The sequence below is a fragment of the Thermus arciformis genome (genome assembly GCF_900102145.1).
GTDB classification, from domain to species: Bacteria; Deinococcota; Deinococci; order Deinococcales; family Thermaceae; genus Thermus; species Thermus arciformis.
This window is the reverse complement of sequence record NZ_FNBC01000004.1, coordinates 63658-85393: the sequence shown is the minus strand read 5'-3', so window position 1 is coordinate 85393 and position 21736 is coordinate 63658. Positions and strand designations below refer to the sequence as shown.

The 21736-nt window shown below is 68.0% G+C and carries 22 protein-coding genes, 1 tRNA gene and 1 pseudogene; 10 read left to right on the top strand and 14 right to left on the bottom strand.

From position 1 onward, the window contains the following. Positions 1–4: 4 nt before the first annotated feature. Genes BLP62_RS02745 through BLP62_RS02735 form a run of 3 tightly spaced genes read left to right on the top strand, consistent with a single transcriptional unit; the run spans position 5 to position 5074 of the window. Positions 5–799: a serine/threonine-protein kinase gene (locus BLP62_RS02745; protein ID WP_093005619.1), complete on the top strand. Its 795-nt coding sequence runs from the start codon at positions 5–7 to the stop codon at positions 797–799. Position 800: 1 nt separating this feature from the next. After that, positions 801–2696: an AMP-binding protein gene (locus tag BLP62_RS02740; RefSeq protein ID WP_093005617.1), complete on the top strand. Its 1896-nt coding sequence runs from the start codon at positions 801–803 to the stop codon at positions 2694–2696. Further along, positions 2693–5074 carry a tol-pal system YbgF family protein gene (locus BLP62_RS02735; RefSeq protein ID WP_093005615.1) on the top strand — a complete coding sequence of 794 codons (2382 nt, stop codon included), beginning with the start codon at positions 2693–2695 and terminating at the stop codon, positions 5072–5074. The genes BLP62_RS02740 and BLP62_RS02735 overlap by 4 nt, the downstream gene beginning before the upstream one ends. Here BLP62_RS02735 and murJ read toward each other — a convergent pair. The 9 genes from murJ to BLP62_RS02690 form a co-directional block, all read right to left on the bottom strand. Next, positions 5028–6512: a murein biosynthesis integral membrane protein MurJ gene (gene murJ / locus BLP62_RS02730; RefSeq protein WP_093005613.1), complete on the bottom strand. Its 1485-nt coding sequence runs from the start codon at positions 6510–6512 to the stop codon at positions 5028–5030. The genes BLP62_RS02735 and murJ overlap by 47 nt on opposite strands. Continuing rightward, on the bottom strand, positions 6502–7563 hold the full coding sequence (locus tag BLP62_RS02725) for a PDDEXK family nuclease (protein ID WP_176758125.1): 1062 nt from the start codon (positions 7561–7563) through the stop codon (positions 6502–6504). The genes murJ and BLP62_RS02725 overlap by 11 nt, the downstream gene beginning before the upstream one ends. A gap of 37 nt (positions 7564–7600) precedes the next feature. Next, positions 7601–7688 (bottom strand) — tRNA-Leu (locus tag BLP62_RS02720). A gap of 17 nt (positions 7689–7705) precedes the next feature. After that, positions 7706–8854, bottom strand: a complete 1149-nt coding sequence (locus BLP62_RS02715; RefSeq protein ID WP_093005611.1) for an LCP family protein — start codon at positions 8852–8854, stop codon at positions 7706–7708. 35 nt (positions 8855–8889) lie between these two features. Further along, positions 8890–10218, bottom strand: a complete 1329-nt coding sequence (locus BLP62_RS02710) for a S8 family peptidase (protein WP_093005609.1) — start codon at positions 10216–10218, stop codon at positions 8890–8892. 35 nt (positions 10219–10253) lie between these two features. Further along, the gene (locus tag BLP62_RS02705; RefSeq protein WP_093005607.1) at positions 10254–11051 is read right to left on the bottom strand and encodes an ABC transporter substrate-binding protein; all 798 of its coding nucleotides are present in this window, start codon (positions 11049–11051) and stop codon (positions 10254–10256) included. Beyond that, entirely contained in the window at positions 11048–12286 is a 1239-nt protein-coding gene (hisD, locus tag BLP62_RS02700) for a histidinol dehydrogenase (protein ID WP_093005605.1), read from the bottom strand. Before hisD ends, BLP62_RS02705 begins: the two co-directional genes overlap by 4 nt. A 7-nt stretch (positions 12287–12293) precedes the next feature. Continuing rightward, positions 12294–12896, bottom strand: a complete 603-nt coding sequence (locus BLP62_RS02695) for a hypothetical protein (RefSeq protein ID WP_093005603.1) — start codon at positions 12894–12896, stop codon at positions 12294–12296. Between the two features lie 4 nt (positions 12897–12900). Continuing rightward, positions 12901–13941 (bottom strand): hypothetical protein, encoded by a 1041-nt coding sequence (locus BLP62_RS02690; RefSeq protein WP_093005601.1) that lies wholly within the window; start codon positions 13939–13941, stop codon positions 12901–12903. Between the two features lie 79 nt (positions 13942–14020). Here BLP62_RS02690 and BLP62_RS02685 point away from each other — a divergent pair, with 79 nt between their 5' ends. Beyond that, positions 14021–14389 carry a hypothetical protein gene (locus tag BLP62_RS02685; RefSeq protein ID WP_054647819.1) on the top strand — a complete coding sequence of 123 codons (369 nt, stop codon included), beginning with the start codon at positions 14021–14023 and terminating at the stop codon, positions 14387–14389. Then, the gene (locus BLP62_RS02680; protein WP_093005599.1) at positions 14386–15003 is read left to right on the top strand and encodes a uracil-DNA glycosylase; all 618 of its coding nucleotides are present in this window, start codon (positions 14386–14388) and stop codon (positions 15001–15003) included. Before BLP62_RS02685 ends, BLP62_RS02680 begins: the two co-directional genes overlap by 4 nt. Positions 15004–15006: 3 nt before the next feature. On the opposite strand, the gene bshB1 is transcribed toward BLP62_RS02680, so the two are convergent. The 4 genes from bshB1 to plsY are packed head-to-tail and all read right to left on the bottom strand — an operon-like array spanning position 15007 to position 16916. Continuing rightward, a complete protein-coding gene (gene bshB1, locus BLP62_RS02675; RefSeq protein ID WP_093005597.1) occupies positions 15007–15690 on the bottom strand; it encodes a bacillithiol biosynthesis deacetylase BshB1 in 684 nt (227 codons plus the stop codon). Next, positions 15683–15970 carry a HepT-like ribonuclease domain-containing protein gene (locus tag BLP62_RS02670; RefSeq protein ID WP_241374129.1) on the bottom strand — a complete coding sequence of 96 codons (288 nt, stop codon included), beginning with the start codon at positions 15968–15970 and terminating at the stop codon, positions 15683–15685. Before BLP62_RS02670 ends, bshB1 begins: the two co-directional genes overlap by 8 nt. Before the next feature lie 46 nt (positions 15971–16016). After that, entirely contained in the window at positions 16017–16307 is a 291-nt protein-coding gene (locus tag BLP62_RS02665; RefSeq protein ID WP_093005593.1) for a nucleotidyltransferase family protein, read from the bottom strand. 9 nt (positions 16308–16316) lie between these two features. Continuing rightward, on the bottom strand, positions 16317–16916 hold the full coding sequence (gene plsY, locus BLP62_RS02660; RefSeq protein WP_093005591.1) for a glycerol-3-phosphate 1-O-acyltransferase PlsY: 600 nt from the start codon (positions 16914–16916) through the stop codon (positions 16317–16319). Between the two features lie 78 nt (positions 16917–16994). On the opposite strand from plsY, the pseudogene BLP62_RS14530 reads away from it, so the two are divergent. From BLP62_RS14530 to BLP62_RS02640, 5 genes and pseudogenes are all read left to right on the top strand, one after another. Continuing rightward, a pseudogene (locus BLP62_RS14530) lies at positions 16995–17060 on the top strand (prepilin-type N-terminal cleavage/methylation domain-containing protein); the annotation flags it as partial. A 222-nt stretch (positions 17061–17282) separates the two neighbouring features. Further along, positions 17283–17429, top strand: coding sequence for a hypothetical protein (locus tag BLP62_RS13950; RefSeq protein ID WP_241374128.1), 147 nt, complete (start codon positions 17283–17285; stop codon positions 17427–17429). Continuing rightward, the gene (locus tag BLP62_RS02650) at positions 17426–17911 is read left to right on the top strand and encodes a prepilin-type N-terminal cleavage/methylation domain-containing protein (protein WP_093005589.1); all 486 of its coding nucleotides are present in this window, start codon (positions 17426–17428) and stop codon (positions 17909–17911) included. The genes BLP62_RS13950 and BLP62_RS02650 overlap by 4 nt, the downstream gene beginning before the upstream one ends. A gap of 13 nt (positions 17912–17924) precedes the next feature. Next, the gene (locus BLP62_RS02645; RefSeq protein ID WP_093005586.1) at positions 17925–18839 is read left to right on the top strand and encodes a prepilin-type N-terminal cleavage/methylation domain-containing protein; all 915 of its coding nucleotides are present in this window, start codon (positions 17925–17927) and stop codon (positions 18837–18839) included. Positions 18840–18858: 19 nt separating this feature from the next. Beyond that, the gene (locus BLP62_RS02640) at positions 18859–20745 is read left to right on the top strand and encodes a DUF4900 domain-containing protein (protein WP_093005584.1); all 1887 of its coding nucleotides are present in this window, start codon (positions 18859–18861) and stop codon (positions 20743–20745) included. A 194-nt stretch (positions 20746–20939) separates the two neighbouring features. On the opposite strand, the gene BLP62_RS02635 is transcribed toward BLP62_RS02640, so the two are convergent. Continuing rightward, positions 20940–21713, bottom strand: coding sequence for an ABC transporter permease (locus tag BLP62_RS02635; RefSeq protein ID WP_093005582.1), 774 nt, complete (start codon positions 21711–21713; stop codon positions 20940–20942). Between the last annotated feature and the right edge of the window lie 23 nt (positions 21714–21736).

Here is a 21736-nt window from a genome sequence, read left to right as displayed (position 1 = left end):
GGAGATGCTCTTGGGCCTGGGGCAGACCGCCCAGGTCTACCTGGCCCGCGGGCCCAGGGGGGAGAAGGTCGCCCTGAAGATCCCCAAGAAGGAGGTGCGGGAGAACCCGAGGCTCGCCGAGCGCTTCGCCCGGGAGGTCGCCTTCTCCCTCTCCCTCCGGCACCCCCACCTGGTGCGGGGGCTTTGGGGGCTTCCTTTCGGGGAAGAGGCCTTTTTGGCCCTGGAGTACCTGCCCGGGGGCACCCTCGAGGAGCGCCTCCTCAAAGGGGCCTTCCCCCAAGAGGAGGCGGTGAAGGTCCTTTCGCAGGTAGGGGAGGCCCTCCTTTTCCTCCACGGGAAGGGGCTTCTCCACCAGGACGTCAAACCCTCCAACGTGTTCGTGGGGGAGGGCGTCTACAAGCTGGGGGACCTGGGCACCTTGAGGGCCAAGGAGGACCGCAGCCCCGAGTACGCGGGAAGCCCCCCCTACCTGGCCCCCGAGCTCTTCTTAGGAGGCCTACCCAGCGAGAAGAGCGAGGCCTACAGCTTTGGGGTCATGGCCTACGAGCTCCTTACGGGCAGGCGGCCCTTCCTGGGGGAGACCCTGGAGGACCTCAGGAACGCCCACCTCCTCCTCCCTCCCCCGCCCACCCGCCTGCCCCCGCGCCTGGACCGGGCCCTGCGGCGGCTTTTGGCCAAAAACCCGGAGGAGCGCATGACCATAAGGGAATTCCTGGACGTGCTGCAAAACCCCGAGGGCCCGCCCGCCCAGGGAACCCCCGAAAGGCCCAGGCGCTTCCCCCTCTTCCGGAGGAAGTAGCATGGAACCCATCTGGTACCCCTCTCCCGAGGAGGCCCGGGGCACCCGGCTCCATCGCTTCATGGAGGCCCTGGGCTTCGCCGACTACGAGGCCTTCTACCGCTACAGCGTGGAGGAGGCCGAGGACTTCTACCACCAGTTCTTCGCCCACCTGGCCATCCCCTGGCGCAGGCCCTATACCCGGGTGGTGGAAGGCCACTTCCCCTTCCCCCGCTTCTTCGTGGGGGGGAGGCTCAACCTGGTGGAGGCCTGCCTGCGGCACGACCCCTCCAAGACCGCCCTCCTCCACGAGACGGAAGGGGGCGAGGTCCGCGCCCTAAGCTACGGCGAGCTGAAGGCCGAGGTGGCCCGGGTGGCGGCGGGGCTAAAGGCCCTGGGGGTGGGGCGGGGGGACCGGGTGGGCCTCTGGATGCCCATGGGCCTCGAGGCCGCCACCCTTCTCCTCGCCACCGCCTGGATCGGGGCCATCGCCATCCCCATCTTCTCCGGCTACGCCGCCGAGGCGGCGGCGGTGCGCCTAAAGGACGCGGGGGCCAGGCTCCTCGCGGTGCAGGACGGCTTCCTGAGGCGGGGGCGCAGGGTGGAGCTCCTTCCCGAGGCCCGGAAGGCCCAGGCCCTCGCGGGCACGGGGAAGCTCCTCGTGGTGCGCCGCCTGGGGCTTCCCCTGGAGGCGGGAGAGGCGGCCTACCCGGACCTTTCGGGGGAGGCCTCCCCGCCCGAGGAGATGGGGAGCATGGACCCCTTCATGCTCATCTACACCTCCGGCACCACGGGCCGCCCCAAGGGCACGGTGCACTACCACGCGGGCTTTCCCCTGAAGGCCGCCTTGGACCTCGCCCTCCTCTTTGACCTAAGGGAGGAGGACCGCCTCTTCTGGTTCACCGACCTCGGCTGGATGATGGGGCCTTGGGCCATCCTGGGGGGACTCGTGCTTGGGGCCACCGTCTTCCTCTACGACGGGGCCCCGGACCACCCGGGCCCAGACCGCCTCTGGCGCATGGCCTCGGCCCACCGCCTCACCCACCTGGGCCTCTCCCCCACCCTGGTGCGGGCCCTCATCCCCTTCGGGGAGGCCCCCCTGGAGGGGCATGACCTCTCCTCGCTTCGGGTCCTCGGCTCCACGGGGGAGCCCTGGAACCTCGAGGCCTACCTCTGGTTCTTCCGCGCCGTGGGGAAGGAGCGGCTTCCCATCGTCAACTACTCGGGGGGCACCGAGGTCTCGGGGGGCATCCTGGGGAACGTCCTCCTCCGGCCCATCAAGCCCATGGGGTTCAACACCGCCGTGCCCGGGATGAAGGCCGCGGTGCTGGACGAGGAGGGGAGGCCCGCGGTGGGGAGGGTGGGGGAGCTCGCCGTCCTCGCCCCCTGGCCCGGGATGACGGAGGGCTTCTGGCAGGACGAGGCCCGGTACCTGGAGACCTACTTCGGCAAGGTCCCGGGGGTCTGGGTCCACGGGGACCTGGCCCTTTTGGACGAGGAGGGGCACTTCTTCATCCTGGGCCGCTCCGACGACACCTTGAAGGTGGCGGGGAAGCGGGTGGGCCCCGCCGAGGTGGAGACCGCCGCCACCGGCCACCCCGCCCTAAGGGAGTGCGCGGCCATCGGGGTGCCCCACCCGGTGAAGGGGGAGGCCATCGTCCTCTTCGCCGTGCTCCGGCCGGGCCACACCCCTTCTCCGGCCCTCGCCGAGGAGGTGGCGGAGAAGGTGGCGGAGGCCTTGGGAAAGCCCCTTCGCCCCGAGCGGGTCCTCTTCGTCCCCGACCTCCCCAAGACCCGGAACGCCAAGGTGATGCGCCGGGTGATCCGGGCCGCCTTCCTGGGCCAAGACCCCGGGGACCTCTCCGCCCTGGAAAACCCCGAGGCCGTCCGGGCGATCCAGGAGGCCGCCCAGGGATGAGGGCCCTCGCCCTCCTCCTCCTTTCGGGCCTCGCCCTGGCCGCTCCCCTGGACGAGGCCCGCGCCCTCTACGCCCGGGGGGACCTTCCGGGGGCCCTGGCCCGCCTCGAGGCCCTCCTCCAGGGCTACGACCCCCCGGAGGAGGCCCTTCTCCTTTGGGGCTTCGCCCAGTACCGCCTGGGAAGGGCGGAAGAGGCCCTTTACGCCTTCGCCCGCCTGGTGGGCACCCTAAAAGGGGGCCCCGAGGCCCTCTTCGGCTTCGGCCTGGCCCTTAGGGCCCTGGGGGACCTGGAAAGCGCCCGAAGTGCCCTGGAGGAGGCGGCCCGCCAGGGGTACGGGGAAGCGGAAGGCCTTCTGAAGACCCTCCCGCCCCCTCCCCCGCCTACCCCCAAGGCCCGCAAGGCCCCGCCCCCTTTCCGGGCCGAGGGGGGACGCTTCTGGGTGGAGGGAAAGCCCCTAACGGTGCGGGGGGTGAACCTGGGGGTGGCCCTCCCCGGGCGCTTCCCCGCGGAGTTCCCCGAGGAGGTCTGGCTCTACCGGGCCTGGCTGGAGCTCCTAAGCCGGATGGGAGCCAACGCCGTCCGGGTCTACACCCTCCTGCCCCCCACCTTCTACCGGGCCCTCCTGGGCCACAACCTGGCCCACCCCGAGAGGCCCCTCTACCTCTTCCAGGGGGTCTGGACGGAGCTTCCCGAGGAGGAGGGCTACGGGGACTGGGAGGGGCCTTTCCTGGAGAAGTTTCTCCTTGAGGGGCGGGAAGTGCTGGACGCCCTCCACGGCAACCTCCGCCGCCCGCCCCGCCCCGGCCACGCCCACGGGGACTACACCGCCGACGTCTCCCCCTGGACCCTGGGCCTCCTTTTGGGGCGGGAGTTTGAGCCCTACTCCGTGGCCGCCTACAACGGGCGCCACCCGGGGCGGGCCTACCGGGGCCGCTTCCTGGAGGCTCTCCCCGGGGCAAGCCCCTTTGAGGCCTACCTCGCCGAGGTCCTGGACCGCCTGGCCACCTACGAGTGGGAGGCCTACGGCGCCGCCAGGCCCCTCTCCGTGTCCAACTGGCCCACCCTGGACCCCCTCCACCACCCCACGGAAAGCACCCGGGAAGAGGAGATGGCTCTAAGGAGGGCAAAGGGGGAGCAGGTTCCCGAGGAGACGGTCAAGGAGTACAACAACGACCAGGTGAGCCTGGACATGGCCCAGATCCGGCCCACCCCGGGAAGCCCCTTCACCACCTTCGCCAACTACCACGCCTACCCCTACTACCCCGACTTCATGAACCTGGACCCCACCTACCGCAAGGCCGTGGGGCCCTTCGGCCCCTCCAACTACTTCGGCTACCTCCAAGACCTAAAACGGCACCACGGGGACCAGCCCGTCCTCATCGGGGAGACGGGAGTCCCGAGCAGCCGGGGCCTCGCCCACTTCCAGGCCCAGGGCTTCCACCACGGGGGCCACTCCGAGGAGGCCCAGGCGGCCATAGACGCCCGGCTCGTCCAGGAGGTGGAAGCGGCGGGCCTTGCAGGGACTCTGGTCTTCGCCTTCCTGGACGAGTGGTTCAAGAAGAACTGGCTCTTCATGGACCTGGAATACCCCCCCGACCGGGACCCCCTCTGGCACAACCTCCTGGACGCCGAGGAGAACTACGGGCTCCTCGCCGCCACCGCCAAGGACGCCTTCCGCCTGGACGGCCGGGCGGAGGAGTGGGAGGGAGTGCCCTTCCTCCTCCGGGAGGAAGGCCGCTTCCTCAAGGCCCACGCCGACCCCGAGTACCTCTGGCTCCTCTACCGGGGCCCCCTGCCCCTAAAGCTCTACCTGGACACGGTTCCGGGAGGGGTCCCGGTGGCCGAGGGCTTTGGGGCCGAGTTCTCCTTGGAGATCGGCCGAGAAGGGGGCAGGCTCCTCGTGGAGAAGGGGTACTACCCTTACGTGGAGCGCTCCCACGGCCTTCCCGGCACGGAGTACCTCCTCTTCCGGGGCTTCACTAAGCCGGGGGAGGGGCCCTTCGTGCCCTTCGTCCTCGAGCCCAACCGCCGCCGCACGGGCCGGGACGGCACCGACTACCCCCGCCAAACCTACGAGCTGGGGGCCCTGAAACGGGGGGAAGACCCCGAGGGGGCCCGCGACCCCACGGCGGACTACGCCCTGGGGCCCGAGGGGCTTCTTGAGGTGCGCCTCCCCTGGGGCATGCTCCTCGTCACCGACCCGAGCCGCCCCACCGCCTGGTACGCCCCAGAGCCCATCCCCATAGCGGGCATAAGCCTCCTCCTGGAGGGGACAAAGCCCCTCCGCTTCACCTGGCCCTCCTGGGAAGCCCCCGCCTTCACCCTGCGGCTCAAACCCCTTTACCACCGCCTAAAAGACCTCTGGCAAAGCCCTTGAGGGGAAGCCCCAGGAGAACCCCGCCCAGGAGGAAGAGGCCAAGCCCTCCCAAGGCCCCAAGGGCCAAGGGTAGGAGGGCCTCGGCGGGCGTCCGCGCTTCCCAGAAGCGCCCCAGAAGAACCCCAGGGAAGGCCGCAAGAAGCCCGGCGAGGAAGGCCCGGGCCAGGTAGGGGGGAGCGTAGGCCAGGCTAACCCCTTCCCGCCCAAGGCGCCCCAGGTAGAGGAAAACCCCCAAGTGGCCCGCAAGGGCCGTGGAGAGGTTGAGGAGGAAAAGCCCGGCGTCCCGCAAAAGCCAGTAGCCCAGGGTGTTCAGGAGGAAGACCAGGGCGCTGGCCGTGACCGCCTCCCCCACCTTCCCCAGGGCGTAAAGGCCCCGGAGGAAGAGGGTGTTCACCCCCCAGGGGAGGACGGCGAACCCCAAGGCGGCGAGCACCTCGGCGCTGTAGGCCCGGTTCTCCGGGGTGAGGGGGCCGAAGAGGCCGAAGAGGAGGACCACCACAAAGGGGGCGAGGCCCGTGAGGAGGCCGCCGAGAAGGGCCAGGACCAGGGCCAGGCGCTCAAAGGGGCCCCGGAGAAAGCGCCCGAGGTCCTCTCCCCTAAGGGCGCTCATCCGGGGGAAGAGGGCGATGGCCAGGCTCGTGGCGAAGAGGCCCAGGACCATCTGGAAGACCACCTCGGCGTTGTAGAAACCGGTTACGGCGGCGGGAGGGTACCGGGTGAGGATGTGGGTGAGGACCAGGTTCAAAAACTGCCGGAGGGAGGTGGTGAAGGCGAAGGGCCCCATGCGGAGGAGGGCCGGGAGGAAGGCCCGGTGCCAGCGCCACTCCAGGCGGAAGCCCCGGAGGAAGGGAAGCTGGACCAGGGCCTGGAAAAGCCCCCCCAGGGCCACAGAAAGCCCCAAGGCCGTGGGGTCCCCGGGGAAGAAGGCCATGAGGAGGATGGCCACCAGGTTGAAGGCCACGGGGCCCAGGGCGTAGGGCAAAAAGCGCTCCTCCGCCTGCAGGAGGGCGGAGAAGAGGGCGGCCATGGAGATGCCGAGGAGGAAGGGAAGGAGGAGCCGGGTGAGGTAGACCACCTCCTGGAAGGCCTCCGGGGCCCTGAGGTGGCTCCCCTCCGCCACCAAAAGCCCCGCCACGAGAGGGGCGAGGAGGTAGCCCAGGCCCAGGACGAGGAGGTTCACCCCAAGGAGGAAGGCGGCGAAGCGGCGGGCGAAGGCCCGGGCCTCCTCCGGGGGGAGGGCCTTCAGGAGGGGGATGAGGGCGTTCTGCACCGCCCCTTCCGCCAGGAGCTCCCTGAGGAGGTTTGGCACCCGGTAGGCCACGTTGAAGGCGTCCTTGAGGGCGTCGGGGTAGAGGGCGTTGAAGACCGCCTGGCGCACGAGGCCTAAGACCCTCGAGGCCAGGGTCCCCCCCATGACCAGGAGCACCTTACGGAGCATTCCCCTCCAGGGCCTCCTGGAAGGCCTCGAGGAAGTTCGCCTGGTTCACCACCGTAAGCCCGTGCAGGGCGGAAAGCTCCTTGGCCCGGGCCTTGTCCATGCCGAGGAGGACGAGGAAGCTTTCCTTCTGGGAAAGGCCCAGGACCTTCTTGAGCCCGGCGTACTTGGCGATGTGGGCCTGGAACTCCCCGGTCTTGGCCTCAAACCAGTAGACCTTCTCCCCCACCCGCACAAGCACGTCCAGCTCCATGGCCTCCCCGTTCGGCAAGACCAGCTGGTAGCCCACGGCCACCTCGTGGGGCAGGTTTTTGGAGCGCAGGTACTTCCTCAGGCGCTCGGCCACGTACCGCTCCAGCCAGCCCCCGGTGAGGAAGTTCTGCACCCAGCCCTCGGTGCTGGCCTTGGCCCGGATGCGCCGCTCCTCGCTTTTGTAGTGGTAGGAGGTGAGGAGGGCGTACTGCTTCAGCATGGTGCAGAACTGGGTGGAGTTGGCGATCTCCTCCTGGGAGGCCTCGGACAAGGAAAGCTCAAACTGGCGCTTGGTGGAAAGGCTCTGCTTCAGGCGCTCGTAGAGCTTCTCCAGGCTGGGGTAGCGGTCCCCCAGGAAGAGGGCGAGGCGGGTGAGGACCTTTTCCTTCTCCTCTTCCTCCTGGGGCTTCCGCACCACCTGGATGCCGAGGCCCTGCAACCACTCCTCCAGGGAGGCGGGCCTTTTGGGCCTGGGCGCCTCCTGGGGTTTGGGAGGGGCCTCGGCGGGCGCCCCCTTCAGCAAACGCCACATCTCCCCGGCCAGGGCGAAGAAGCGGGCCCGGACCGGGTCCCCCTCCCCCTCCAGCCCCGGCGGGGTTAGCCCCGAGCGCAAGGCCTCCAGGAGCCAGGCCTCGAGGGCCTCCCGCAGGGCCCTTCGGGCCGCCTCCAGGTGCTCCGCCTCCACCTTCAGGCCGAACTCGGGAAGCTCGGCCACGAAGCGCTTAGGGCCCAAGAGGTCGTAGCGGGCCTGGGCCATGGCGCTTTCCAGATAGCGGGTAAGAACCCCCACGGGCCCTAGCATACCAAGGAGAAAAGGCCCCGCTCTTCCCGGGGCCTCCTGGTGCCGGGGACGGGACTCGAACCCGTACGGGGGTTACCCCCCAGCGGATTTTAAGTCCGCAGCGTCTACCGTTCCGCCACCCCGGCGGGCGCTTCCCATGGTACTAAAGGGGGAAATCCCCGCCAAGCCTCAAGGTGAGGTCCGCCCCCAAGACCGCCTCCCCGCTCACCCGGTGGGGAACGCCGAGGGCCTCCCCCAAGGCCCTGGCCAGATCCCCGGGGCCGTTTTCCAGCACCTCGGTGCGGGAAGGAGGCAGGTCCACGGGGTGAGGCAGGGTCCTCAGGCCAAGGGCACGAAGCCTTTCCCGGGCCCGCTCCAATAGGGCCTCCTGCCCCGGGCCGTAGACCAGGGCCACGAGGCGCCCCTTCAGGTCCGCCTCCCGGGAAGCCCCGCCGCCAAAGTAGACCTCCCTCAAGGCGCGCCACGCCTCCTGGTCCACCTCCCAGCCCCCGCCCCCGAACCGCCCCGGGAGGAGGAGGCTCACGAGCTCCGGACGCTTCAGGGCGAAGCCCAGGATGGCCCCCCGCTCCTCCCGGGTGAGGTCGGACCGGACGTAAGGCTCCACCGCGGCCACCGCCCGGGGCAGGCGGAGGAGGCCCGCCGGGGAGAGGAGCTGGTCCTTCAGGGCGTGGAAGAAGGCCTGCTGCCGCTGCACCCGGCCGATATCCCCCAAGGCGTCCTTGCGGAAGCGGAGGTAGCCTTCCGTCTCTTCCCCGCTAAGCACCCGGCAGCCGGGCTCCAGGTCAATGGAAAGCCCCGCGGCGGTGTCCCGGTAGCGCATGGGCTTCTCCACGCAGACCCGCACCCCCCCTAGGGCGTCCACGCCCCGGCGGAGGGCCTCCGTGCTCACCACCAGGTAGCGGTCGGGGCGCACCCCCGTGACCTGGGCCACGGCCTCCTCCATGAGCTCGGGGCCTCCCAAGGGGCTTGCCGCGTTCACCTTGTGCCAGCCGTAGCCCGGGAGGCTCACCCACACGTCCCGGGGCACGGAGAGGACCACCACCCGGTTCGCCCCGGGGTCTAAGCGCACGAGGAGGATGGTGTCGGCGAGGCCCCGGAAGCGCTCCGGGGCCCTCTTGTGGTAGCCCGCGTACTCGGGACTGGAGCCGTAGACGAGAAGGGTGAGGGGTGCCCTCAAGCCCTCCCGGGAGGGAAGGGCCCCCTGGCGCACCACCGGGCCCAGGAGGGGGTAGGCCCAAAGGGCCAAGGCCGCGAGGAGGAGAACAAAGAGGCCGAGGAAGAGGCGCCGCACGAAGCCCTAGTCTACCCCTTCCCGGGTGAGGCGGATTAGGGGAAGCAGGAGGTGGTGTCCGTCATCACCCGGTCGGCCCGGACGAGGCCGAAGCCGTATTCTGCGTCCCAACCCGAAGGACCCAGGTCCTCGGCGGTGTTGGTGAGGCACTGGTAGACCTGGTCCGGGCTAGGCCACGCCTTCCGCTCGCTGGCGTACTTGCTCATGTAGAGGGCCACCACCCCGGCCACGATGGGGCTGGAAAAGGAAGTCCCCCTCCACTCCCTGTAGCCCTCCCCTAAGTCCGTGGTTCGCACGGGATCGCCCGGAGCGACCAGGTCCAGGGTCTGCCCGGTGTTGCTGAAGCTCGCCCGGCTTCCGTCCACCTTCACCGCGCCCACCGCGATGACCTCGGGAAGCGAAGCCGGGTAACCGACCACGCTTTGGTTGTAGTTCCCCGAAGCCCCGACAAAAACTATGCCCTTGCTACGGGCTTGCCGGATCGCTCGGGTCAGGCCGTAGTCATCGTACCCGTTTTCAGAGCTTGCGCAGACCTCCTTTCCATTCTCCCAGGTGATGTAGCAAAGGGACAGGTTGATCACGCGGGCACCCAAAGCGCTCGCCTGGTCCACCCCTTTGAGGAGTTCCGCGCTGGTTCCTTGGTCAGAAAACACCTTGATGGGAAGGAGGTACCCGCCCCACGTCACCCCAGCGATGCCCAGGCCGTTGTTCGTCTGCGCGGCCAGCACCCCCGCCACCGCCGTGCCGTGGCCGTCCCTATCGGTGGGGTCACGATCGTTATCGGCAACGTCCAAGATATCGTCAGGTAGCCATAAAGAGCCCTTCAGGTCGGGGTGGTTTTTGTCCACCCCCGTGTCCAGCACCGCCACCACGGGCGGGCAACCCCGTCCCGTGCTCCTCTCCCAAGCGGCCTCGAGGCCCACGAGGCCGTTTAGGTACGGGCGCTGGCTCGTGAGGTAATCGGGGTCGTTGGGCATGACCAAAGGCCGATAAATGTAGTTGGGCTGCACATACCGCATTCCGGCCCCGAGAAGGGCTTGGGCCTTGGCCTCTTCCTGCCCCTCGGGCACCTTGAGGCGGACGAGGCCAAAGGGCAGCTCCTCTAAGGCCGCAACGCCCTCCACCTGAGACCTTAAAGATTGGAGGGAAAGCCCGGGAGCAGGAAGCGCCAAGACTTCCCCAGGCACATAGGCTCCCTTAAAGCGCCCCATGCCCTGAAGGCGCAAGGGCTCCCAGGCCTGGGGTGCCGCCTGAGGCCCCACCGGGCACTCGGCGGGGTTCACGGGCGGCGGTGGGGTCTGGGGGCAGGCGGTGAGGAGGAGGGCCGTGGAGAGGAGAAGGGCCCCAAAGAAGGCGCGCTTCATGGGCCTCACTATACCCCCTCCTCGGGGACCCCGCCTTAAGCCTGGGCTAAGGTTTCCTCCACCCTCTGGGCGAGCTTCTCTAAGAAGCCAAAGAACATGGGCCCGTAGTGGGCGAGCTCGTCCCCGTCCGTGGCCGCCACGGGAAAGTCCCAGCCCCTCTCCCGAGCCAGGGCCCTCGCCTTCTCCAGGGGGTTTTTGCCCCAGGGCTTGGGCTCGTAGAGGAAGAGGTCCGGGGCCCTCCGCCTCACCTCCTCCAGGTCCGGGGTGAAGTAGGCCTGGGGCACGTCCAGGAAGATGGGCCTCAGGCCCAGGTGCAGGAGGGCCTGGGCGATGTAGCTCCCCCGGCCCACGGTGATGGGCCCGCCCAGGTCCATCTCAAAGTAGACCGTGAGGTCAAAGCGGCCCCTTAGGGCGGCGTAGCGGAGGGCGAGCTCTTGGGCCAGGGCGGTGGCCCTTTCCTCCAGGTCCAGGAGGTGGCCCAGGGTGGAGAGGTTTTCCAGGATGCCGTAGGGGCTCGTGGGGAGGGGCACGGCGTAGACGGGAAAGCCCTCCTCCTTGAGCCTAAGGGCCTGCTCCCGCTGGACCCCGGTGGAGAGGAGGACGAGGTCGGGCTTTAGGCTCCTCAGGAGCTCCAGGCGGGTCTTGGTGTAGGAGGCCACCACGGGGAGGGAAAGGACCTGGGCCGGGCGGTGGCAGAAGGCGCTCCGCCCCACGAGCCTCTCCCCCAGCCCCAGGGCGAAGAGGGCGTCGGTGAGGTTCGGGGCCAGGGAGACGATGCGAAGAAAACGGTCGGGAAGCTCCAGGGGGCCTAAGAGCTCGTGGAAGAGCCTCATCGCCTGAGGTCCAGGGAGCGGGCGTGGCCCTCGAGGCCCTCCGCCCGGGCCAGAACCGCGCCCTTCCTCGCCAGCTCCCTCACCGCCCCTTCCGCAAGGCCCATCACCGGGATGACCTTGAGGAAGTCCCGCAGGGAAAGCCCTCCCTGGAAGCGGGCCGTCCCCGAGGTGGGCATCACGTGGCTGGGCCCGGCGATGTAGTCCCCCAAGGCCTCGGGGCTTCCCTCCCCCAGGAAGACCCCTCCGGCGTTCTCCACGCGGCCAAGCCAGGGGAGGGGGTCCGAGAGGGCCAGGCAGAGGTGCTCGGGGGCGTAGAGGTTGGCGAGGGCGAAGGCCTCCTCCAGGTCCTGGGTGAGGACGAGCCCCCCCTTCTCCAGGGCCTGCCGGGCGATCTCCGCCCGGGGGAGGTCCTGGAGCTGGCGGAAAAGCTCCGCCTCCACCCGCTCCAACAGGGCCCGGTCCGGGGAGAGGAGCCAGGGCTCGGAATCGGGCCCGTGCTCCGCCTGGGCCAGGAGGTCGGCGGCGAGGAGCCTGGGGGAGGCGGAGCCGTCGGCGACGATCATGGTCTCCGTGGGCCCGGCGAGGCCGTCTAGGCCCACCACCCCGTAGACCAGGCGCTTGGCCGCCACCACATAGGCGTTGCCCGGCCCCACGATCTTGTCCACCCGGGGAACTCGCCCGGTGCCGTAGGCCAAGGCGGCGATGGCCTGGGCCCCGCCCATGGCGAAGAGGCGGTCCGCCCCCGCCACCCAGGCGGCCGCCAGGACCCCGGGGTGGACCCTCGGGGGGCTCGCCACGATCACCTCCCCCACCCCCGCCACCTTGGCGGGGACCACGCTCATCAGGAGGCTGGAGAGGAGGGGGGCGCTTCCCCCCGGGACGTACACCCCCACCCGCCCCAAGGGGCGCACCAGCTGGCCCAAGACCCCGCCCGCCTCCGCCCGGAGGAAGCCGCCCCGGGCCTCCTCCCGGTAGAAGGCCTCTATCCGCTCCCGGGCCGTCTCCAGGGCGTCCCTCAGCTCCTCGTCCAGGTCCTCGTAGGCCTCCCGCCAGAGCCTCTTGGGGATCTCCTCCACGGGGTGGCCGTCCAGGTCCCGGCTCAGGCGGTCCAAGGCCTCGTCCCCCTCCTCCCGGACCGCCTCGAGGATCCCCCGGACGATCTCCTCCACGGTAGGGTCAAAGGAGAGGCCCCTCCGGGCGAAGCGCTCCCGCACCTCCTCCGCGCGGTAGATCATGCCCCTACTATACCCAGCGGCGCCGCCTCTTGGGCTCCTCCACCCCCTCCAGCACCGCCTCAAAGACGTGGTCCCCCACCTGCTGGGCCAGGCGCACGGGCAGGCCCTCCTCCAGCTGGACCAGGGTGAGGCCGGGGCGGAGGCGGTAGTGGGCCCGGAGGCGGCCCTCCACCTCCAGGTCGGGAAGGCGCTCCACGTAGGCCCGCCCCCCGGGCATGGGGAAGCGGGCCACCTCCCCGGGCTCCAGGGAAAGCCGGGGCAGGGCCAGGAGGAGGGAGAGGGGGTCGTGGTAGGGGACCAGGTAGGGCAAGGCCAGGCTCTCCTTCCCCTGGGTCACCAGCACCACGCCTTCCTCCTCGAGGCGCTCCACGGTGAAGACCCGGGCCTCCCGGGCCTCCACCCGCTCGGAGAAGTAGCGGGAAAAGCCTTCCCGGTCGGTCTCCGTAAGCCAACGCTGGCGGGTCCGGGAAAGGGGCAGGTTCACCTCGGCCACCAGGGTGGCCTTGACCCCCTCCCCCTGGGGACGGACCTCGAGCCGTCCCTCCCCCGCCTCCTCCCCGGCGAAGCGGTAGCGGTAGAGGTAGAGGTACGTGGCAGGGCGGTCGGTCATGGCCTTAGCGTACCTTGATGGTGAGGGGCGGGCCCGGAACCTCCAAGAGGTAGTCCACGGGCTCCCGTCCCGGCACGCGGATCCTCAGGCGGTACACCCCCTTCTGGTCAAAGGCCACCCGACCCGGAGCGGTGAGGAGGACCCGCCCCGGAACCATGCGGGAGCCCTCGGGGGCCTCCAAAAGCACCACCTCCGCCTTCTCCGTGGGGGGGTCGGTGCGGAACTCCATCACGTACCCCTGGGAAGCGGAGGGGCGGGGCCTTAGGAAAAAAAGGCCGAAGCCCAAGGCGAGGGCGAGGAGAAGGAGTCCCCAAAGAAGCCCCCTTCGGCCCCTGGAGGGGCTTTTAGGCTCCAGGACGGGAAAAGAGGGCTCCTCCCTCTCCTCAATGCGGATGACCCGGGGGCGGCTTGGGGCCTTGGCCTCCTCGGAAGGCGGCGGGGGAGGCGGAGGGGGTTCTTCGGCGGGCTCCACGGGAAGGCGCTTGCGGGCCTCCTGGGGGGGGGGCGCTTGCGGTGGGGCCTCCTGGGGGTGGAGGTCTTCCAGCCGCGCCCTCCCCGCCTCCAAAGCCTCCAGGGCCTCCCGCAGGGGAAAGGCCCGCCAGTCGGCGCTCAGGGCCCGGGCTAGGGCACAAAGGGCCTTCTCGGGAGGGCCGGAGAGGGCCTTTAGGCCCGCCCCCCCGACCCAGACCTGCTTTCCCTTCACCAGGCAGAGCTCGGGCACGGGGGCCACCTCCACCCCTTCTTCCTTCAGGCGCCCCAGAATCCCGGCCAGGGCCCTCACCCAGTGGACCAGGCGCTCCGGGTCCGCCACCCCCAGGTACTGGGCCATGGGGACCGCCCCCAAGGGCCACTCCAAAACCCAGACCCCTTCCTCGGCAAGGACCTCCAGGGGGGCGAGAAGCCCCTCCCCCTTCAGAGGCTCGCCCTCGGCCCCCTTCAGAATCAAAACGGGCATCCCCGTGCGGGTGTCCTGGCCCTCGTAAGCGGTAAGGGTTCCAATACGGGCGAGAATGCGCCGCAACCAATAGCTACCCAAAACCTCCATCCCCCCAAGTATATTCACGCCCCGGTGAGGAGGCTTATAATCGGCCAAGGATAGGCCCTAAGGCCGGAAAGGAGCGGGGATGGAGTTCAAAATCACCTTGACCACGGAGGAGATCGTTCGGGGCTTGAAGCACTACCGCCGCATCGCCAAGCAAGACGTCCTCCGGGCACCGGAAACGCCCAACCCCGAGGCCTTCCGCCGCCACGCGGAGGCGAGGCGGGAGGTCTACGCCAAGCTGGCGGAGGTGGCGGAGGCCGAGGGCCCGGAGGCCGTGGTGCAGTACGCCCTGGAACTCTACAAGTCCCTGCCCTTCGTCACCGGCACCCCGGAGGACCAGTACCCCGAGATCAAGGGCCAGGAGAACGCCCTGGAAAACTTCTTCCTCATGATCGGCCTGGACCCCAAGACCCGGCGGGAGGCCCGCAAAGCCCGCAAGCCCCTGCAATGACCCTGGAACTCCTCGAGGCCCAGGCCAAGGCCTGCACCGCCTGCCGGCTGGCGGAAGGGCGCACCCAGGTGGTCTTCGGGGAGGGCAACCCCGACGCCCGGCTCATGTTCGTGGGGGAAGGCCCGGGGGAGGAGGAGGACAAGACGGGCCGCCCCTTCGTGGGCAAGGCGGGGCAGCTTTTAAACCGGATCCTCGAGGCCGCAGGCATCCCCCGGGAGGAGGTCTACATCACCAACATCGTCAAGTGCCGCCCCCCGCAAAACCGCGCCCCCCTTCCCGACGAGGCCAAGATCTGCACGGACAAGTGGCTGGTGAAGCAGATTGAGCTCGTCGCCCCTCAGATCATCGTCCCCCTGGGCGGGGTGGCGGCGGAGTTCTTCTTGGGGGAAAAGGTCTCCATCACCAAGGTCCGGGGGAAGTGGTACGAGTGGCACGGCATCCGGGTCTTCCCCATGTTCCACCCCGCCTACCTCCTCCGGAACCCAAGCCGGGCCCCGGGAAGCCCCAAGCACCTCACCTGGCTGGACATCCAGGAGGTGAAGCGGGCCTTAGAAACCCTTCCCCCCAAGGAGAGGCGCCCGGTGAAGGCGGTGAGCCAGGAACCCCTTTTCTAACCCTTAGGCCCGCCCCCAGGGGGTGGCGAGGAGGGGAAGGGGGCTTACGAAGGGCTCGGCGTAGTCCACCCCCAGGTAGTTGCCGAAGTAGCGGCGCATGGCCTTGCGGGCCTCCACCCCCTTGGGCCCCACCGTTTCGCTTGCCGCCTCCCCCGTGAACTGGCTCCGGTAGGCCAGGACCGCGGCCTCCCACTGGTCTATGAAGGCGGAGATCTTCACCAGAAAGCTCGGGGTGAAGGGGTGGTTCCCCGGATAGAAGAAAAGCCTCTCCACCCGGAAAGGCTCCCCCTCCAGGGGGGCCTTCTTGAGCCCCGCCAGGTGGACCGCGGCCACCGCCAAACGGCTTGCCGCGGTGTGGTCGGGGTGGCGGTCGGCCTCGAGGGGGGCGAGGACCACCCTGGGCCGAAGCCGCCTCAGGGCCTGGGCAAGCCTTAGCCGCTGCTCCAAGACGTCGGCGAGCCCCCCGTCGGGAAGCCCCAGGTTTCCCCTAAAGTCCAGCCCCAGGATCCGGCTCGCCTCGGCCACCTCCTTCTCCCGCTCCTCCGGGGTGCCCTTGGAGCCCATCTCCCCCCGGGTGAGGTCCAGAATCCCCGTGGCAAGCCCCTCCGCCTTGGCCCGGGCCAGGGTTCCCCCGCAGCCCAGCTCCCCGTCGTCGGGGTGGGGGGCGATGACCAGGAGGTCAAGCATCCTCTTTCTCCAAGATCTGCCAAAGCGCTCCGGCAAGCGCGGGCACCTTCTGGGCCACGATATCCCAAAGGGTAGCCTCGTCCAAGGCGAAGTAGGCGTGGGCCAAAACGTCCCTCAAACCGGCGATCGCCCGCCACTCCACCGAGGGGTAGCGGGCCCGCACGGAGTCGGGCACCTTCTTCGCCGCCTCACCGAGGACCTCCAGGTTGCGAAGCACGGCATCGTAAACCAGCTCGTTTCGGACGAAGACGTGAAAATCAAGGCCCTCGGTATAGCGCATGACCTTTTCACAAGCCTCCAGCATGTCCCGAAGGAAAAGCCGATAACTACGCGACACGGACGGCCTCGCCCAACACCTCGGATACCGCCCAGGGCTTCAAGGCCCCCTTCATCACCAAGTCCACGGGCTGCCCCAGGAGGCTCTCCAAAAACTCTTTCACCCGCCAGTAGCCCTCAAAGCCCGGGGGAGTGGCAAAAGCCACCAGCAGGTCCACGTCGCTCCCGGGCCGGGCCTCGCCCCGGGCCAAGGAGCCGAAGAGGTAGAGCTCCGCTACCCCCAGGGCGCATAGCTCAGGCCAACGGGACCGGAGCAGGGCCAGGACCTCCTCCTTCTGCACACCTCCAGTTTAGCGCGCCTCCACCCGCTCTCCAAGCCGCCTCTCCGTTCCCTCCCGGAGGCGCTTGAGGTTTTCCCGGTGGGTCCAGAAGATGAGGAGGGCCATGAGGAAGACCGTGGCCACCTCCCAAAGGGGCCTGCCCAAGGCCAGGGAGAGGACGAAGGCCGCCACCGCCCCGGTCATGCTCCCCGCGGAGACGTAGCGGGTGAGGAGCATCACGCTCACCCCGATGGGGAAGGTCCAAAGGGCCAAGACGGGGTCCAGGAAGAGGAGGGTGCCGAAGCTCGTGGCCACCCCCTTTCCCCCGCGGAAGCGGAGGAAGACCGAGTAGTTGTGGCCCAAAACCGCCATCAAGGCCACCCCGCCCAGCATCCAGTCGGAAAGGCCAAAGGCCCGGGCCACGAGGACGGCGATCCCGCCCTTGAAGACGTCAAAGAAGGCCACCACCAAAGCCGGCCCCCACCCGAGGGCACGCAGGACGTTGGTGGCCCCGATGTTCCCCGAGCCCACCTTGCGGAGGTCTACCCCGTAGGTGCGGGCCACCAGCACCCCGGCGGGGATGGAGCCGAAGAGGTAGGCGAGGAGGAGCACCCAAAGCACCGCCCACATGCCAGGCCATTCTATCCCCCCCATTTGGGGGATGTCAGGGGTGCTTGTCCGGGGTATTCTCCCCACAGGGGAGGTGGTATGCGCAAGGGAATGACCCTGATAGAACTTCTGGTTGTGATCGGGGTCCTTATGGTTATCCTGGCCATAGCGGCTTTCAACGGCCAAAGGACCCTAAAAGGCCAGGAACAGGCGGCTTTCCTCCGTTCCTTGCAGAGCTTTTTTTGGCAGGGGGCCACCGAGGCCGCGAGCCGAGGAGCCCTTCTGGATGTGGTTTTCACAGGAAATCGGCTGGAGATCAGGAATGGAACCCAGGTCTTGCGCACCTTAGAAGTGCCTCAAGGCGTGTCCCTGACCCTTCCCAGGGGCGTGGTCGCGCGGCTTACCCCCCCGGGCAAGGTGGAGGACGCCAGCGGTAACAGCCTCACCCGGCCCCTCAGCTTCCGGGTGAGCCTGGGTTCAAAAACCTACACCTACGTGGTTTCCCTCATCGGGGAAGCAAAGGTGGAGCCATGAAAGGCCTTTCCTTCTCATCCAAAGGCTTCTCCCTCGTAGAGGTTCTGTTGGCCCTGGCCATCTTGGGCATAGTGCTTGCGGCCCTCAACGCCACGCTGGTCACCAGCCTTCGCCAGACCTCCATCACCGGAGCCCGCACTCAAGCCGTGCAGATCCTCAACTATATCGGGCGCAGGATGGTGGGCGGAGAAACAAGCCTTCTCCCCGCCAACAGCCTCACCTATGACTATGGGAACCTGAGGCAGGCCTTTCCAGACCTTCCCAGGGAAGTCCGCTTCGCCAACCCAGACCTCTACCGGGTAAGGATTGAAAACCTGGGGTCTCCGCCTTGGACAGGGAACCTGGGGGTTGCGGTGAACGAGTACCGAATCCAGGTCTGCTGGCGCCAGACAGGCGGGGAACACTGCGCGGAGGCCCGGACCTACGCTTCCCCACCACTTTCGGGGACCCCTAGCGCCCCTCTTCTTCCCGGAATCAACTAAAAGGAGGCTAGGCATGCGCAAGGGTCTAACGCTTCTGGAACTCCTGCTAGCCCTGGCCATCCTAGGCACGGTTTTGGCCTTGGCCTACGGGGCTGTGGTGCAGTTTATGCAAAGCCGTTCGGACCTAGACGCCACCGTGAGCGCCCAGGCGAAGCTCAGGCGCATCGTGGAGGTCTTCAGCCAGGACCTCCGGAGCGCCGTCCTCGGGGGCATTGCCGCCACTCCCTATCCGAGCGGAAGGGGAAGCATTTCCTTCGCCCTCCTCGAGGGCGGGGCGGGCTACCCGGTGCTGCCCCACGATAGCGGGAGCAACAGCAGCTTCAAGCAGGCCGCTGAGGCCAAGATCGTGGTTTTAGCCTCTGACCCCGATCAAATCGGCATCACCCCGGGGGACTTCGTTCTCATGGTTAATAACGCCGGGGACGGGGTAATCCTCCCGGTGACCCAGGTCAACCGTGTGGGGGGCGAGCCCAACCGCTGGCATGTGGTCCATGCCGGGTGCGGCAACACCATTGACTACACCCCGAACACCCTGCTCTTCCGGGTACGCACCCTGGGCTTCCGCTACGATCCTATAGGCCGACAGCTGGTCTACCGGGAGGGGAGGGGTGATGAGGTTGACGAGGTGCCCGTGGCCTTTGACCTTGACCGCTTTGAACTCCACTACGTCTACGAAGCGGCCTTCGGCGACACGGTAACGGACCCTTCTGGCGACAATTACACCCCGAGCTACGACTTCACCAACCCCACCAGCGCTCCTCCCTACCAGGTGACCCAGGGCACCACGGGGAAGGTTTACAGCTTGAGGAGGCTTTCCGTCACCCTGGAAGCGAGCTTCCTCTCCCGCGGCCGGAGGTTCTCCCGCACCTACACGAGCCAGGTGGAGCTAAGCTCAAACCAAGCAAAGCGCATCCTGGCATGCCGCTAAGGATCAGGAGGAGGGGATCATGAAAAGCAAGGGCATCGCCATCGTTCTCGCCTTGGCTACCCTCGTGGTGATCTCGGGCATCGGAACCCTGATCTTCCTGCGCACCCTGGGGGAGATCCGCCACAGCGGCCAGGACCAGGCCATTGTCCAGACGCTTATGCTGGCCAGAGGCGCCGCCAACGTGGGCGGGAACTTCCTCAGCACCACGGGGAGGCAGAAGCTGGACGCCCTGGTGCGCCAGACCGCAAGCAGCACCGACGCCTGGGCCTACGGGGGCAACACCCAGGGCCCCACGCCTGACCCTGTAGGGGTGGCCCAAGCCCTTTCGGGGCTCGCCCAGCAACTCCAGGGGCAGCTGGACCCACTTCTGTGCGGGGTCAATCTGGCTCCCGGAAACTCCGCCGCTTCGGTGAGGCTTAGGGTCTACTTCACCCCTCAGGCCTGCGGTACCCCCCTGCCCGAGAACCTCCGCCTGCCCCCGGGCCGCTTCGTGGAGGGAAGCCCTAGAACAGGGGCGGGGACCGCCACCAGCCAAACCTACGCCCTGCCCTTCGTCATGGTGGCGGAAGCCTCCATAGGCCAGTACCGGCGTAACATCGTCCTTCAAGGGGAGTACCGTTTCACCGTGGGCCGCTCCAGCTTCGCCCGGTACGCCCTCTTCACCAACGTCCATACCCTGCGAGACGGCACCGAGGTCTGGTTTACCGATCGCACCCTCTTTGACGGCCCCGTCCACACCAACGGGCACTTCCGCTTCTACCGCAAGCCTTGGTTCGGAGGAGAGGTGACCAGCGCAGGGTGCACCAACCCCGGCACAGCCTCTTGCCAGGGCCAGACCCGGCCGGGGGCCTACTTCTATGGCCAAGGCTTTGTGCTCGCCGGGAACATGCAGCCCAACGCCAGCCAGCCCTCCTATACCAACGTGTACGGCACCCACGCCCCCGAGTTCACCGCGGGGGTAGACTGGAACGCCAGCTTCATCCCCCTCCCCCAAAACAGCCAGGACCAAGAGGCGGCTGCACGGGCAGGCGGCCTTTACTACCAGAACGACATCCAAACCCTTCGGCTTTCCCGCAAGTGCGTTAACAACACTACTGGTCAAGAGGTGCCCTGCGCCCTTCCCCTGCCTGTTGGAGTCACCAAGTACCAGTACATAGAGGTGACCTACTGCCAAAACCCCCAATGCAGTCAAACGGCCTCCGAGACCTACCGCTACGGTGAAAATGGGATCCTCTACCAATACCAAACGAATCCCCGTCCTTCTTGGCAACAAGTTTTGAGGAACGGCAATCCCGTGCGCTTCAACGGCGTCATCTTCACGGGCGGAAAGGTCCAGAACCTGCTGGGACCCGACCGCGCCAACCCCAATGACCCCGCCACCGCCTCCCCGGCCCTGGCAGAGTTCGCCCAGATCACCGTGGCGGCCTCAGGGGATATCAAGATCGGCAACGACCTCAAGTACGAGTCCCCGCCCTGCTCCGGCGTGCCTACCCGCAGGCCCGACGGTACAGTCGCCCCGCCCACCTGCGACAACCTCGCTGCCCGGAACGTCCTCGGGGTCTACAGCCAGGGGGGGAATGTGTGGATCGGCCGCAACGCTCCCAGGGATCTCCACGTGCACGCTACCCTCATGAGCGCCAGGGGAGTCGTTGGGGTGGAGAACTACGACAGCATCCCTAACAAGGGCTCCGTTCACCTCATCGGGGGGATCATTGAGTACTACTACGGAGCCTTCGGAACCTTCAACAGCCAAACCGGGCAAAACTCAACGGGCTATGGCCGGGCCTTCACCTATGACCGCCGCTTCCTCCAAGGGCTCGCTCCCCCCTTCTTCCCTACCACCGGTAGGGACCAGGTGACCAGCGTGAGCGTCTTCAGCTATGGCCAGAGGGAGCAAGTTTACTAAAACCCTCCTGCTTTCACCGCGGCGGGACCCTCAAAAGACGTGCTCCTGGGCTCAAACTAAGTACCCCACCGCGGCTTTCGCCGCGGTGGGGGCCCCAAAAGGACCTTCCCAAGCCTTATTTCGGGCAACCCGTGTTGCGAAATCAACGTGCAGCCGCTTAGGGGTCACCTGCAGCGAAATCAACGCGTAGGCGCTCAGCTGCTCGCCGAGGTGTAGCTCCTAAGGGCCAGGCGGAAGAAGCCCCGGGCCAGGGCTAGGAGGAAGAGGGCGAGGAGGAGGGCAAGGAAAGTGGCCTCTCCCCTTCCCAAGGCCGCCTCCGCGGGCACCGTGGTGAGGAAGGCCACGGGCACCACGAAGGTGAAGAAGACCCGGTAGAGGGCCGGGTAGCTGGAGATGGGAAAGCGCCCGGCTTCCAAAAGCCCTCTCAACACCTCGGTGACGTTGTAGATCTTCACGAACCAGATGCTGGTGGTGGCGAGGAGGAACCAGAGGCTGTAGAGCATGACGCTTCCCAAGGCCAGGTAGAAGAGGAAGAGAAGGTAGCCTCCAAGCCCAAGGCCAAGCCGCTCCCCCGCGTAAAGGAGAAGCCCCATCCCCAGGAGGAAGTCCCCCAGGCCCCAGGGAGAGAAGGCGCGGAAGGAGAGCCAGAACTGGGGGTCTATGGGCTTGAGGAGGACGAAGTCCAAGGTCCCCTGCTGCACGTGCTCCACGATCTTGTTGAGGTTGGGGGCGAGGAGGGTGCTCGCGAGGCCCTGAAGCAGGGTGAAGGCGGAAAGGACCAAAAGGGCCTCCTCCAGCCGCCACCCCCCGGGCCTGTACCCCCCCTGGTAGAGGAGGAGGAGGCCGAAGAGGGCGCCGAGGAGGGTGAGGAAGGAGGAGAGGAGGCCCAGGTAGAAGTTCGCCCGGTACTCCATCTCCGCCGCCAAGGAGGTGAGGAGGAAGAGGCGCAAAACCCGGAGGTAGCGCACCCTCCCAAGGTAGACTTGGAGGC